The sequence below is a fragment of the Planktophila turicensis (SeqCode) genome (assembly GCF_965234405.1).
GTDB classification, from domain to species: Bacteria; Actinomycetota; Actinomycetes; order Nanopelagicales; family Nanopelagicaceae; genus Planktophila; species Planktophila turicensis.
On sequence record NZ_OZ248346.1, the window covers coordinates 922949 to 936848 of the forward strand.

Annotated in this window: 15 protein-coding genes and 1 pseudogene; 3 read left to right on the top strand and 13 right to left on the bottom strand. The window is 49.0% G+C overall.

The window, feature by feature from the left end; genetic code table 11:
- Positions 1–15 precede the first annotated feature (15 nt).
- From frr to rpsB, 4 genes are all read right to left on the bottom strand, one after another.
- Positions 16–579: a ribosome recycling factor gene (gene frr, locus AC8GFK_RS04715; RefSeq protein ID WP_095673752.1), complete on the bottom strand. Its 564-nt coding sequence runs from the start codon at positions 577–579 to the stop codon at positions 16–18.
- Between the two features lie 28 nt (positions 580–607).
- On the bottom strand, positions 608–1330 hold the full coding sequence (gene pyrH / locus AC8GFK_RS04720; protein ID WP_095673753.1) for a UMP kinase: 723 nt from the start codon (positions 1328–1330) through the stop codon (positions 608–610).
- A gap of 63 nt (positions 1331–1393) precedes the next feature.
- The gene (gene tsf / locus AC8GFK_RS04725) at positions 1394–2221 is read right to left on the bottom strand and encodes a translation elongation factor Ts (RefSeq protein WP_095673754.1); all 828 of its coding nucleotides are present in this window, start codon (positions 2219–2221) and stop codon (positions 1394–1396) included.
- A 6-nt stretch (positions 2222–2227) separates the two neighbouring features.
- A complete protein-coding gene (gene rpsB / locus AC8GFK_RS04730) occupies positions 2228–3019 on the bottom strand; it encodes a 30S ribosomal protein S2 (RefSeq protein WP_506624865.1) in 792 nt (263 codons plus the stop codon).
- A gap of 297 nt (positions 3020–3316) precedes the next feature.
- On the opposite strand from rpsB, the gene AC8GFK_RS04735 reads away from it, so the two are divergent.
- Complete coding sequence (locus AC8GFK_RS04735; protein WP_506624866.1) at positions 3317–3526, top strand: TA system antitoxin ParD family protein; 210 nt, start codon at positions 3317–3319, stop codon at positions 3524–3526.
- Positions 3526–3795 (top strand): type II toxin-antitoxin system RelE/ParE family toxin, encoded by a 270-nt coding sequence (locus tag AC8GFK_RS04740; RefSeq protein ID WP_506624867.1) that lies wholly within the window; start codon positions 3526–3528, stop codon positions 3793–3795. Before AC8GFK_RS04735 ends, AC8GFK_RS04740 begins: the two co-directional genes overlap by 1 nt.
- On the opposite strand, the gene AC8GFK_RS04745 is transcribed toward AC8GFK_RS04740, so the two are convergent.
- A complete protein-coding gene (locus AC8GFK_RS04745; protein ID WP_506624868.1) occupies positions 3796–4707 on the bottom strand; it encodes a tyrosine recombinase XerC in 912 nt (303 codons plus the stop codon).
- Positions 4708–4789: 82 nt separating this feature from the next.
- Between AC8GFK_RS04745 and AC8GFK_RS04750 the strand changes: the two genes are divergently transcribed.
- Entirely contained in the window at positions 4790–5023 is a 234-nt protein-coding gene (locus AC8GFK_RS04750) for a hypothetical protein (protein ID WP_095673757.1), read from the top strand.
- On the opposite strand, the gene AC8GFK_RS04755 is transcribed toward AC8GFK_RS04750, so the two are convergent.
- The 8 genes and pseudogenes from AC8GFK_RS04755 to AC8GFK_RS04790 all read right to left on the bottom strand — a co-directional run bounded on the left by AC8GFK_RS04755 (position 5020) and on the right by AC8GFK_RS04790 (position 13738).
- Positions 5020–5277, bottom strand: coding sequence for a helix-turn-helix domain-containing protein (locus AC8GFK_RS04755; protein WP_506624869.1), 258 nt, complete (start codon positions 5275–5277; stop codon positions 5020–5022). The genes AC8GFK_RS04750 and AC8GFK_RS04755 overlap by 4 nt on opposite strands.
- Before the next feature lie 42 nt (positions 5278–5319).
- Positions 5320–6912 (bottom strand): citramalate synthase, encoded by a 1593-nt coding sequence (gene cimA, locus AC8GFK_RS04760; protein ID WP_506624870.1) that lies wholly within the window; start codon positions 6910–6912, stop codon positions 5320–5322.
- Positions 6912–7994 (bottom strand): branched-chain amino acid aminotransferase, encoded by a 1083-nt coding sequence (locus AC8GFK_RS04765; protein ID WP_095673760.1) that lies wholly within the window; start codon positions 7992–7994, stop codon positions 6912–6914. The genes cimA and AC8GFK_RS04765 overlap by 1 nt, the downstream gene beginning before the upstream one ends.
- Positions 7995–9035 carry a 3-isopropylmalate dehydrogenase gene (locus AC8GFK_RS04770; RefSeq protein ID WP_506624871.1) on the bottom strand — a complete coding sequence of 347 codons (1041 nt, stop codon included), beginning with the start codon at positions 9033–9035 and terminating at the stop codon, positions 7995–7997. It lies immediately after the preceding gene.
- Positions 9035–10654, bottom strand: a complete 1620-nt coding sequence (gene serA, locus AC8GFK_RS04775) for a phosphoglycerate dehydrogenase (protein ID WP_506624872.1) — start codon at positions 10652–10654, stop codon at positions 9035–9037. Before serA ends, AC8GFK_RS04770 begins: the two co-directional genes overlap by 1 nt.
- On the bottom strand, positions 10620–11645 hold the full coding sequence (gene ilvC / locus AC8GFK_RS04780) for a ketol-acid reductoisomerase (protein WP_223298484.1): 1026 nt from the start codon (positions 11643–11645) through the stop codon (positions 10620–10622). The genes serA and ilvC overlap by 35 nt, the downstream gene beginning before the upstream one ends.
- An 87-nt stretch (positions 11646–11732) precedes the next feature.
- Positions 11733–11975, bottom strand: a pseudogene (ilvN, locus tag AC8GFK_RS04785) (acetolactate synthase small subunit); the annotation flags it as partial.
- Complete coding sequence (locus AC8GFK_RS04790; protein ID WP_506624873.1) at positions 11975–13738, bottom strand: acetolactate synthase large subunit; 1764 nt, start codon at positions 13736–13738, stop codon at positions 11975–11977. The pseudogene ilvN and the gene AC8GFK_RS04790, both read right to left, overlap by 1 nt.
- Positions 13739–13900: the final 162 nt, after the last annotated feature.

Here is a 13900-nt window from a genome sequence, read left to right on the forward strand (position 1 = left end):
AACTTAAAGAAGTCTTTAGACCTCGAGAAGTTCGGCCTCCTTGTGCTTTAAGAGTTCATCAATCTTTGCAACGTGATCTGCGGTGATTTTTTCGAGTTCTTTTTCACCGCGGCTGAGATCATCTTTTCCGATCTCGCCATCTTTCTCGAGCTTCTCCATCAATTCCTTAGCGGTACGACGGATATTGCGCATTGAGATCTTGGAATCTTCTGCCTTGGTCTTTGCAACCTTGATGTAATCCTTACGGCGCTCTTCTGTGAGCTGTGGGAAATTAACGCGTATAACTGCGCCATCAGTTGCTGGGTTTACGCCCAAATCTGATTCGCGTATTGCCTTTTCGATGGATGTCATTGCGCCCTTGTCGAAAGGAGAAACAATTGCCATGCGAGATTCAGGAACCTGAATTGATGCAAGCTGTGAAAGCGCGGTCCATGAGCCGTAGTAATCGACCATGATCTTGTTAAACATCGCTGGGTGAGCACGACCTGTGCGGATGGCACCGAAATCATCTTTAGCAACTTCGACAGCCTTATTCATCTTGTCGGTCGCATCTGCGAGTGTGCTTGTTACATCTGCCATGGTCTTTTACTCCTCTAGTAGCTCTCGTTTAAGAAACGAGAGTTCCAATCTTTTCACCGCGAACTGCGCGGCCGATATTTCCGTTGGTCATCAAGTCGAAGACCACGATAGGTAGGTGGTTCTCGCGGCAGAGGCTAAAGGCTGCTGCATCTGCAACGGCGAGTGACTTCTGAAGAACTTCGTTATAAGAAATTGTGTCGAACTTAGTTGCGTTTGGATCCTTGCGCGGATCTGCGTTGTAGACACCATCGACACCGGACTTTGCGAGTAACAATGCGCCTGCTCCGATTTCGAGTGCTCTCTGAGCTGCAACGGTATCTGTTGTGAAGAATGGCATTCCTGCGCCTGCACCAAAGATAACTACGCGACCCTTTTCGAGGTGGCGGATGGCACGGCGTGGGACATATGGCTCGGCAACTTGGCCCATGGTGATTGCAGTTTGGACGCGAGTATCGACGCCTTCTTTTTCAAGAAAATCTTGGAGAGCTAAACAGTTCATCACTGTTCCGAGCATTCCCATGTAGTCAGCGCGTGAACGTTCCATGCCGCGCTCTGAGAGTTCGGCGCCGCGGAAGAAGTTGCCGCCGCCAACAACGATTGCTACTTGAGTGCCGGCGCGAACAACATCGGCGATCTGTTTTGCTACATCTGCTAAAACATCGGGATCAACACCGATGCCTTTATTGCCACCGAAAACTTCTCCGGAAAGCTTAAGGAGCACCCGCTGATACGTTCCTCTTGTACCTGGCATTGGTGCTCCTCTCGCTCTACGAATTCTTACTTTTCTTGAGTCTATTACCCTCTATAGAAAAGCTTATTGACCCACGCGGAAGCGATGGAATGCCTTAACAGCGGTTCCTGCCTCATCGAGAATCTGCTTAACAGTCTTCTTTGCATCCTTAGCGAAAGCCTGCTCGATTAGTGAAACTTCCTTCACAAAACCGGTGACGCGACCTTCGATGATCTTTGAAAGAGATGCCTCTGGCTTACCTTCGGCAATAGCTGTCTCTTCTGCAAGACGACGCTCTGTCTCGATGAGGTCTGCTGGAACATCTTCGCGGTTAACGAAACGTGGTGCAAATGCTGCGATGTGCTGTGCAACATCACGACCGACTTCAGCTGCTTCCTTAGCAAGTGAAACCAAGACGCCAACCTGAGGTGGCAAATCTGGGCTTGTCTTGTGAAGGTAGAGACCGACTGGCCCTTCGATAACTGCAACGTTACGAATTTCAATCTTCTCGCCCAATGTTGCGTTTCCTTCATCGATTACAGCCTGAACGGTCTTGCCGTTAGCCATTGTTGATGAAAGGAATGCAGCAACATCTGCTGACTTAGATGAAACGAGGTGCTCTACGAGTTCATCGCCAAGTGCGATAAAACGCTCACCCTTTGCAACGAAGTCTGTCTCGCAGTTGAGTTCGAGCATGACACCAACTTCGCCCTGAACCTTTGCAACAACCAAACCATTTGAAGTAAGGCGGCCTTCGCGCTTTGTAACGCCCTTAAGTCCCTTTACGCGAATGATTTCGACAGCCTTGTCGTAATCACCTTCTGCTTCATCAAGTGCCTTCTTGCAATCGAGCATTCCTGCTGCAGTTGCTTCGCGAAGACGCTTTACATCATCTGCTGAATAGTTAGCCATTTTTACTTATGCCTCCACTGGTGCATCTGTTGCTGGAGCTGCTGCAAGGATTTCCTTCTCAAGCGCTGCTGCTGCCGCTGCTTCTGCAGTTGCTACAGGTGCTGGAGCTGCTGCAGAACGTGCCTTAAGGCCTTCTGCAATTGCATCTGTGATGACGCGTGTTAGCAATTCGATTGAACGGATTGCATCGTCGTTACCAGGAATCTTGAAATCAACTTCGTCTGGATCGCAGTTTGTATCGAGGATAGCGATAACTGGAATGCCAAGCTTTTTAGCTTCCTGTACTGCGAGGTGCTCCTTCTTGGTATCGACAACCCAGATTGCTGAAGGCAACTTGGTCATGTGACGGATACCGTCGAGGTTCTTGAAAAGCTTTTCGCGCTCACGGCGAAGAACAAGAAGTTCCTTCTTTGTAAGCAAAAGGTCGTTAGCTGTCTCGAGAGCTTCGAGCTCCTTGAGGCGCTGAATACGCTTGTAGACAGTTGGGAAGTTGGTAAGCATTCCACCTAACCAGCGCTCTGTAACTGTTGGCATTCCAACGCGAGCTGCTTGATCGATGATTGGCTTGTGAGCCTGCTTCTTTGTTCCTACGAATAGGACGTGGCCACCCTTAGCAACTGTCTCCTTAACGAATGCGTATGCAGAATCGATAAGTGCAAGTGACTGCTGGATGTCGATGATGTAAATGCCATTGCGTTCTGTGAAAATAAAACGCTTCATCTTTGGATTCCAACGACGAGTCTGGTGTCCGAAGTGGACTCCGCTGTCGAGGAGTTCGCGCATTGTTACTACTGCCATGACGGCACGCTCCTTCTTAGGTTTTTGCGCGCTGCGCAATAAACCTGCTCGGTTAATGTCTAAGCAATTTACCTAGACCGTCGCACCTACAACGCCGACCATCCTCAAAGAGGTTGGACCGAAGTGGCTTGTAATCATCGCTAGCGAGTCATACATAGGTGCTGAGATGTCACGCCAATTCCTTGTTTCCAAGTCGCTCGCGTGCAGGCATGAGTCTAAACGCTGGCTCCGATCGCCCCAAATCCACCATGAGACCGTAAAGTTCCTAAAAGTTCCTTTTTGGTTTATGCTCGTCCGATGGCCACCAATGTGAAATTCAAGGACGAATTCGTCATTAAAGCTCGCCAAGTCGCAAAGGCTGAGCATCGCTCCGTTCCAAGCCAGATTGAGTTTTACTTCAAAATTGCGCTCATCGCCGAACAGAACCCAGAGCTAAGTTTCAAATTAATTAAAGAAATTCTTCAAGCCCAATCACAAGACGCTGATACCGATTACGTATTTGGCTGATGCGGTTTATCGCTTCCCCACCGTTTCAACGCTCTGTTAAAAAGCTCCACCCGAACCAGAAGAAAGAATTAGATGTAGCAATTCACTCTCTTGGTTCAAACCCACGATTAGGTGATGCAAAGCGAGGAGATCTCTCCGGAGTCTTCGTTCTCAAGTTCAAGGTAGGTCAACTGGATTGGCTCTTGGCATATGAAATTGTTGATACAGAAATTATTCTGTTGCTCTTAGTTGGCCCTCATGAAAATTTTTATCGGGACTTGAAAAGGTAACTAAGCGCGAGGGTGGGCCTGCTTGAAAGCCTTTTGCAATCTTTCAGTCGAGACGTGGGTGTAGATCTGGGTTGTTGCAAGGGATGCATGGCCCAGAATTTCTTGGACGGTACGAAGGTCGGCTCCCCCTTCAAGTAAATGAGTTGCTGCCGAATGTCGCAGAGCATGAGGTCCCATTCGCTCGAATCCTTCTAGAGCAGATAGTGCCTCATAAACAATTGTCCGAACTGTGCGCTGATCTATGCGACCACCACGAGAGCCAAGAAAAACAGCGCGGGCAGATTTATCTGTCGCAACAGAAGGACGGCCGTTCTTCAGCCAATCGTTTAGCGCCTTGATTGCAGGACCGCCCAAAGGAATTGTGCGTTCTTTATTTCCTTTACCCAATACGCGAATTGTGTTGCGGTTGTAATCAACATCATCAATGTCGAGGCCACAGAGTTCAGAGACGCGCGCACCGGAGGCATAGAGAACTTCAAGAATCGCACAATCGCGTTTTGATAACGGCGTCTCTTCCTCGGCGACGCGAGTGGCAAGTGAATCCATTGCTATAGATGCATCAGAAACGGTGAGTACTTCAGGCAGAGTTCTATGACCTTTAGGTGTGGCAAGGGTTGCTCCCACATCTTTGGTGAGGTACCCATTCTTCGTCGCCCACTTAGTGAAGAGGCGAATAGAGACAGCCCTACGTGAAAGCGTTGTGCGCGCTCCCCCTTTTGCCTGCTGATTAGCTAACCAAGAGCGAATATGCGCGATGGTGAGTTCTGAGATTTGATTAACTTTCTGCATCTCGAGGTGGCTGAGAAAACTTTCAAGATCTCCCAGATAGGCACGCACTGTATGGGTTGAAAGATTGCGTTCTTTCTCGAGGTAGCGGGTATATCCCTGGCGTATTCCCTCGAAGTCAGACATGAATAAAGAATATATCCACAGGCTGCGAAAACACCTGCGCAAGTGTGATGCGGATACGCATCAGAGACGATACGGTAAAGATATGCGCATTCGAGTCTCTGAATCCACAGTGATTCCTTCACTGACTCGTGAAGCGGGCATGGTTATTCTTAATATCAATACAGATCTCTCATTCGAGAATATTGAAGAATTTATTGGGGATCAATTCTTACCCGGCGAAAGAGATGCAGCATTTTCACTGTGGGCTGATGATGAGAGCAAGCGGACATTTACTCCGATTGCGGGCACCACAGACTTCTATATCGACGCTCGCTAGTTCTTTCTATCAATCGCGCCAAGCGCAATCAGAAGAGTCTCAGGCGATACTTCTAAAACTTCGCACAGTGGTGCGATCACATCAATTGAAGGTCTGCGCTCTTGACGAAAGTAACGAGAAAGAGTTCCGCGATCAATATCCACGAGTGCAGCAAATTCTTCATACGATGAAATATTGAGTTTAAGCAATCTCTCTGACAGCCACTGCGAAGATTCAGCTTGCGAGAATCTCTTACCTGCAAGTCTGGTTGTCATTTAGACAAGATATAGCAGTTGAGAGCAAAAAGTGAGCCGAACTTATTCGGGTTTGCGACCCTGTCTTAATAGGCCAAATGTGAGCGCATCTTCAAGCGCCATCGCCGAAGCGGCAATAACGTTTTCGTGAACTCCGACTGTGTTCCACTCGCCTTTTCCATCAGAGGTTTCAACAAGCACACGGGTTACTGCGCCAGTTCCCAGACGACCTTCGAGGATGCGAACCTTGTAATCGGTGAGTTCGAGTGAAGTCAATTCTGGGTAAAGCTGGTTAAGACCATCACGAAGTGCATTATCAAATGCGTTAACAGGACCGTTTCCGGCACCTGAACATGTGATCTCTTTACCTTGCGCTGTAACGGTTACTTCTGCCTTGGTGATGATTGAGTTCTTTTCATCGCGTTCGGTTGTGGTGAGCCAGTGATCGATAGTGAAGAACGATGGACGCTTTCCAGTTGCTTCTTCGCGAAGAAGAAGTTCGAATGAAGCATCGGCCGCTTCAAAGGTAAAGCCGCGTGATTCCATCTCTTTTACGCGATCGACAACACGACCAATGAGTTCGCGGTCTCCACCAAGATCAACGCCGAGTTCCATTGACTTAAGTTCGATAGAAGCACGCCCAGCCATATCTGAAACGAGCATGCGCATATCGTTTCCGACAGATGCTGGATCTTCATGCTGATAGAGCGATGGATCTACCTTGATTGCAGATGCGTGAAGGCCTGCCTTATGAGCAAATGCCGATACGCCTGTATATGGCTGACGTGGTGATGGAGAAATATTGGTGACTTCAGCAACGGCATGTGAGATGCGGAAAGATTCACGAAGCGCGTTTTGTGGAAGAACTTCTTTCTTCTTCTTAAGTTCAAGATTTGCAATGATGGTGACTAAATCGGCGTTACCTGTGCGTTCGCCGTATCCATTGAGAGTTCCTTGGATATGTGTGGCGCCTGCGGCGTAAGCAGCCATTGAGTTTGCGACTGCGCAACCTGTGTCGTTGTGGCAGTGAATTCCAAGACGGGCTGAAGTTGCGCCCAGTACATCATGAACAACATCTGCGATTTCATCAGGAAGCATTCCACCGTTGGTATCGCATAGAGCTGCAACATCGGCTCCTGCTTCCATCGCTACGCGGATAACTTCAAGAGCGTATGCGCGATTAGCGCGGTAGCCATCGAAGAAGTGTTCAGCATCAAGAAAAACACGTTGTCCTTCATCGCGAAGGTGCTTTACTGAGTCGCGGATCATTGCAAGGTTCTCATCGAGAGATGTCTTCAGCGCTAGATCTACGTGGCGGTCATATGACTTTGCCACGAGAGTTACAGCCGGTGCTCCTGAATCACGGAGTGCACCAAGCAGCACATCGTCGGCCGCCTTTACGTTGGGGCGACGGGTCGCACCAAAAGCTACAAATGTTGCATTCTTAAGTTTGAGTTCTTTCTTTGCAAGTGCAAAGAATTCCGTGTCCTTTGGATTAGCACCAGGCCATCCGCCTTCGATGAAGCCAACGCCTAGATCATCCAGGTGACGAGCAATAGTGAGCTTGTCGTGGACGGAGAGATTAAGGCCTTCTTGTTGTGCACCATCACGAAGAGTGGTGTCATAGATATGGATTGCCTCTTTATCAAATGACATTAGAGCGCGACCTTCTGAACCCAGCCGTGCTTATCTTCAGTGGTTCCATGTTGAATAGCGAGCAGGTGGTTACGAATCTGCATTGTGATTGGACCAGGTTGTCCATCTCCTGTTACCCATGTACCCATTGCAGATTTTGCTTGTCCTACTGGAGAGACAACTGCGGCAGTACCGCATGCAAAGATTTCAGAGATATCTCCAGATGTAACGCCTTCGCGCCAATCATCGATAGAGAGCATGACTTCTTCGGTCTTGTAGCCAAGATCTTTAGCCACAGACAAGATTGAGTCGCGAGTAATTCCGGGAAGAAGAGTTCCGGTTAGCTTTGGAGTGATGACAGTTGCATCAGCGCCCTTGCCCTTTACGAAGTAAAGGTTCATGCCGCCCATCTCTTCAATCCATTTGCGTTCTTTTGCATCGATCCAGACCACTTGATCGCAGCCTTCTTTAGCGGCAGCCTTCTGTGCAACGAGTGAAGCTGCGTAGTTTCCACCGCACTTTGCTTCACCTGTTCCGCCTTGTGCTGCGCGAACATATTCTGTTGAGATCCAGACAGAGACAGCCTTTGATGGATCAAAGTAAGCACCCGCTGGGGTTGCAATAAGAAGGTAGGTCGCCTTATTTGTTGGGCGAACTCCAAGACCAACTTCGGTAGCAATCATGAATGGGCGAATGTAGAGCGCTTCGCCCACTTTTCCTGGAGTCCAACCTGCATCTTGCTTAACAAGTGCATGAACGGTTTCAAGGAATAACTCTTCTGGCATTTCAGGAAGCGCCAGGCGCTGCGCAGAACGTGCAAAGCGTCGAGCATTTGCTTCAGGACGGAAGAGTGCAATACCTCCATCAGGTTGACGGTATGCCTTCATTCCTTCAAAGATTTCTTGACCGTAATGAAAAACAGCAGTTGCAGGATCCAAAGTAATTGGGCCGTAAGGCTTTAACTCTGGCTCTTCCCAGCCACCAGCTTCAGTCCACTCGCAGACGACCATATGGTCGGTGTAATACTTTCCAAAACCACAGTTAGCGACCTTTTCTTCGCGCTCTGCCGTTGGAACTGCATGTGGATTGAGAGTGATTTTCATTTACTTCACCAATTCTGCTAACGCTGAACCGATTTCGGTTGTGCCACGCTTTGAATCACCGCGTGAGAGTAGGTCAGTAGCAACTGCTTTTTCTACATCGCGTGCTGCATCAGCTAGCCCAAGGTGATCCAACATCATCGCAACAGACATTACTGTCGCAGTTGGGTCAGCCAAGTTCTTGCCAGCAATATCTGGAGCCGAACCGTGTACTGGTTCGAACATTGATGGGAATTTACCTTTTGGATTGATATTGCCTGAAGCTGCAAGTCCAATACCGCCACAGATAGCAGCAGCAATGTCAGTCAAGATATCTCCGAAAAGGTTATCTGTTACAACGACATCAAAACGCTCTGGGTTAGTTACGAAGAACATTGAAGCTGCATCGACGTGCAAGTAATCAGTAGTAATGCCTGGGTACTCCTTAGCGACTTCGTTAAAGGTACGAGTCCATAATCCACCTGCACGAGTAAGAACGTTGTTCTTATGTACAAGTGTGAGCTTCTTGCGATCGCGAGCTGATGCGCGAACAAATGCATCACGGATTACGCGCTCAGCACCACGACGAGTGTTGAGTGATTCCTCCGTTGCAATTTCAGCGTCAGTGCCTTCGGCAAGAACTCCGCCTGCACCAACGTATGGGCCTTCAGTTCCTTCGCGAACAACGACGAAATCGATTGGCGCCTTGGTAGCAAGTGGCCCTGTCACACCAGGCATCAACTTCGCTGGGCGAAGGTTGATGTAGTGATCAAAGGCGAAGCGGAGCTTGAGAAGTAATCCACGTTCGAGAACGCCGCTTGGAACTGTTGGGTCCCCCACTGCGCCGAGCAAGATGACATCTGACTTAGCGAGCTCTGCAAGAACTGAATCAGGAAGAACTTCGCCCGTGCGATGCCAGTAACCAGCACCTAGGTCGTAGTGAGTCTTATTAAATGTCACGCCGTATTTAGCGGCAACGACATCAAGAACCTTAAGACCTTCTCCTACAACTTCGGTGCCAATACCGTCGCCTGGAATAACTGCAAGATTGATTGTTCGTGACATTAGTTCACCAATGTCACTGAACGTACGAGATCTGCACCGATTTCCTTCTTGAGCGATTCAGTAACTGCATCCGTGACAGCTGAATCAACGGTAAGTGCCATGAGAGCGCTTCCGCCTGCTGATTCGCGAGCAACCTGCATTCCTGCAATGTTGATCTTTGCAGTTCCTAGTGCATTTCCGACTGCACCTACAACACCTGGCTTATCTGCATAACGCAAGAACAAGAGGTTATCCGTTGGTGGAAGATCGAGATCGAAGTTATCAATTGCAATAATCTTTTCAACCTTACGGATGCCCATCAAAGTTCCATCAACCTTGACTGACTTTCCATTTGAAAGCGCTGCATGCAATGAAATCATGCTGCGGTATTCAGGGCTATCAGGTGTTGTTGTAACAGTTGATGTAAGTCCGCGCTCTGATGCAAGACCAGGTGCGTTGACGTAGCTAACAGATTCGATTCCTGCAGCGACGAGTGCGCCCTTAAGCGCGCTGATTGCTAGAACTGATGAATCATGTCCAGAGATATCGCCCTTGACTGTGATCTCCATTGAGACAGGAGTCTCGCCAGCGATTGCAGCGGCAATCTGTGCCATCTTCTCAACAAGTGGAAGTGATGGACGGATCTCATCGTGGATTGCTCCACCCTTAACGTTGACCGCATCTGGTACCAATTCGCCAGCGAGTGCCTTGCGAACTGAAACAGCAACGGCGATACCTGCGCGCTCCTGTGCTTCATCAGTTGAAGCGCCAAGGTGGGGCGTAGCAACAACTTGATCAAGCTGGAACAAAGGTGAATCCGTGCATGGTTCGGTGACATAAACATCAAGTCCAGCGCCTGCAACGCGACCTTCGACGATTGCGTCGTAGAGAGCTGCTTCATCAAGTACTCCACCGCGTGCGGCATTGATGATGCGAACTTCCTTCTTAACCTTCTTGAGCGCCTCGACGCCAATGAGGTTTGCAGTCTCTTTGGTCTTTGGAAGGTGAATGGTGATGAAGTCAGAGCGCTTCAAGAGTTCATCGAGTTCAACGAGTTCGACTCCAAGTTGCGCAGCCTTAGCTGGCTGTAGGTATGGATCGTATGCAACAACATTCATACCGAATGCCTGCATGCGATGAGCAACCAACTGACCAATGCGACCAAAACCAACTACACCGAGAGTCTTCTCGAAGAGTTCAGCGCCTGTGTACTTAGAGCGCGCCCACTTTCCATTCTTAAGTGCAGCGTGCGCTGGTGAGATAAAACGCGCTGAAGCAAGAAGCAGAGAGATTGCTAGCTCTGCGGCAGAAACGATATTTGATGTTGGTGCATTAACAACCATGACTCCTGCTGCAGTTGCAGCTGGAATATCAACGTTATCGAGACCAACACCTGCGCGAGCAATGACCTTAAGGCCCTTTGCTGCAGCAATCGCTTCCGCATCCATCTTGGTTGCAGAACGAATCAGAACAGCGTCAACGCCTGCACCGAGGGCAGCTAGAAGTTCTGGACGGTTTGCACCATCGCAGTTACGAACTTCAAAGTCAGGACCTAGAGCATCGAGCGTTGCAGCGCTGAGTTCTTCAGCAATCAGAACGACGGGTTTAGCCACGCGCTGCACTTCCTTCTTTGTAATCATCCTTGTTGGTGTTCTTCATCCAGCTAAACATCTTGCGGAGTTCGCGACCAACGGTCTCGATTGGGTGTGATTCACCCTTTGCGCGAAGTGCTGAGAATTCCTTTGCACCGCTCTCGAGGTCATCGACGAAACGCTTTGCAAATGCACCAGATTGAATATCAGCGAGAACTGCCTTCATGTTCTCCTTCACGTGTGGATCGATAACACGTGGACCTGATACGTAGTCACCGAATTCAGCAGTGTCAGATACTGACCAGCGCTGCTTTGCGATTCCACCTTCGTACATGAGGTCAACGATTAACTTAAGTTCGTGCAAGCACTCGAAGTAAGCAACTTCTGGCTGGTAACCAGCTTCAACCAAAGTTTCGAAGCCGTACATAACCAACTGTGATGCTCCACCACAGAGAACTGACTGCTCACCGAACAAGTCTGTTTCTGTCTCTTCTGTAAATGTTGTGAGGATTCCGCCTGCGCGAAGTCCGCCGATTGCCTTTGCATATGAAAGAGTCAATGGCCACGCGTTATTTGTTGCATCTTGTTCTACTGCAACGATTACTGGAACTCCACGACCTGCTGCGTACTCGCGACGAACCAAGTGTCCTGGACCCTTTGGCGCGACCATACATACATCGACATCAGCAGATGGCTTGATGTAACCGAAACGGATATTGAAACCGTGACCGAAGAAGAGAGCATCGCCCTTTTCAAGGTTAGGCAAGATTGATTCTGTGTAGATGTGGCGCTGCAAGTGATCTGGAGCCAAGATCATGATGACGTTAGCTTCCTTGACTGCATCCGCTACTGAAGTAACGCGGAGACCTTCTGCCTCTGCCTTTGCACGTGAAGGTGAACCTTCCTTAAGACCAACGCGAACATCAACACCTGAGTCGCGGAGGTTCAGTGCATGTGCATGGCCTTGTGAGCCGTAACCGATGATCGCGACCTTGCGACCCTGGATGATTGATAGATCTGCATCCTCTTCGTGATACATCGTTGCCACGGTATTTCTCCTTTTGTAGTTTCTTGCTTAGTTTTGATAGTCAGGTTGTGTGTCGTGAACTTCTTTTGCCTTAGCGGTTACATCCTTGATGGAAATAACGCTGACGAGCTTGTCGAGCTGAGCAATTACTTGCTCGAGAGAGTGGCCTTCTACAGCTACTCCAATGATCATCTTCGAGATTGATGAATCTTCAGTGGGTCCAACATTGAGGGTTTCGATGTTGAATGCGCGGCGGGAAAAGAGGCCTGCAACGCGGGCTAGAACGCCTGGTTCGTTCTCGACGAGAACTTCAAGAGTGTGTTGACGGCGATTAGTAGTCATTAGAGCTCCTGTGAATCCCAGTCAGGCGCTGTAGCGCGGGCGATCATGATCTCGTCATTCGATGTTCCGGCAGCGACCATTGGCCAGACCATGGCATCGCGATGAACACGGAAATCAACCACAACTGGCTGGTCGTTGATAGACATCGCTTTCTCGATTGTCTTATCCAAATCTTCTGGGCGTTCGCATGAAAGACCAACACAGCCCATTGATTCTGCAAGCATTGGGAAGTTAGGAACGCGCTTTGATTCGAGTGAAGTATTTGAATAACGACCTTCGTAGAACAAGGTCTGCCATTGGCGAACCATTCCGAGTGATTCGTTATTGATAATTGCAACCTTGATAGGAATATTGTTCAGTGCGCAGGTAACTAACTCTTGGTTAGTCATCTGGAAGCAACCATCGCCATCGATAGCCCAGACAGTTGTGTCTGGTGCGCCAACTTTTGCGCCCATCGCTGCAGGTACGCCATAACCCATAGTTCCGGCTCCACCTGAGTTGAGCCATGTACGTGGGTGTTCGTATGAAATAAATTGTGAAGCCCACATCTGATGCTGACCAACGCCTGAAGTAAAGATTGTGTCAGTTCCGGAAATCTTTCCGATGCGCTCGATAACGTGCTGAGGTGAGAGCGAACCATCTTCAGGTAAGTCATAACCCAATGGGTATGTAGATTTCAATGAATTCATCTGACGCAACCATGTTGTGAGATCAGGTTGGTTCTTTGCAAGGGCTGCCTTCAGCGCAGGAATAAGTGCAGAGATTGTTTCTTTTACATCGCCGACAACAGCTACATCTGCAAAGCGGTTCTTACCGATTTCAGCAGGGTCGATATCTGCATGAAGAATCTTTGCATTGGGAGCAAATGTTGAAAGCTTTCCAGTTACGCGATCATCAAAACGAGCGCCTAAAGTGATTAATAAATCAGCCTTTTGCAGCGCTGTCACAGCAGCAACCGTTCCGTGCATTCCTGGCATGCCCATATGCAATGGATGTGAATCAGGGAATGCGCCACGTGCCATAAGAGTTGTGACTACTGGTGCACCGAGAAGTTCGACGAGTTGGCGAAGTTCTGCAGAAGCATTCGCCTTGATAACTCCCCCACCAACATAGAAGACAGGCTTCGATGATTGCGCGATAAGAGCTGCAGCATCAGAAATTGCCTGAGCATCAGGAGTTGTCTTTGGGTTATATCCAGCAAGCTTGATAGAAGTTGGCCAATTAAATGTGGTCATCTTCTGCAGAGCATCTTTTGCAACGTCAACGAGAACTGGGCCAGGTCGACCAGTTGTTGCGATGTGGAAAGCTTCAGCGATAACACCCGGGATTTGCGCAGGATCAGTTACTAAGTAATTGTGCTTCGTAAATGGCATTGTGATGCCGCGAATATCTGCCTCTTGAAATGCATCGGTACCGATTGCAGCAGATGGAACCTGGCCAGTGATGGCAACGAGTGGAACAGAGTCCATCGCTGCATCCATAAGAGGTGTAACAAGGTTGGTTGCACCTGGACCGGAAGTTGCAATACAAACTCCTGCACGGCCAGTCACTTGTGCATATCCAGTTGCTGCGTGTCCTGCGCCTTGTTCGTGGCGAACCAAGATGTGGCGGATTGTTGAATCAAAGATTGGATCGTAAGCAGGAAGAATTGCGCCACCTGGAAGTCCAAACATCACATCTACGCCGGCTGCTTCAAGGCTTTTCACCAATGAAGTAGCTCCTGTCATTTCTGTGCCGTTCGCTGTTGGAACGTGTTTCGCCATCTTCTTGCTCCTTTCTCTCTCGTATCTGCCGACCTTGCTGTTAATACTTTCTTAAATGAAAAAACCCTCAGATATCTGAGGGCGCGCGTGACTTGGAGGCACGCGCTATCGAATCACCACCACTGAAACTACTGAAGCGCGTGTTGAAGTCATGCCCTTATT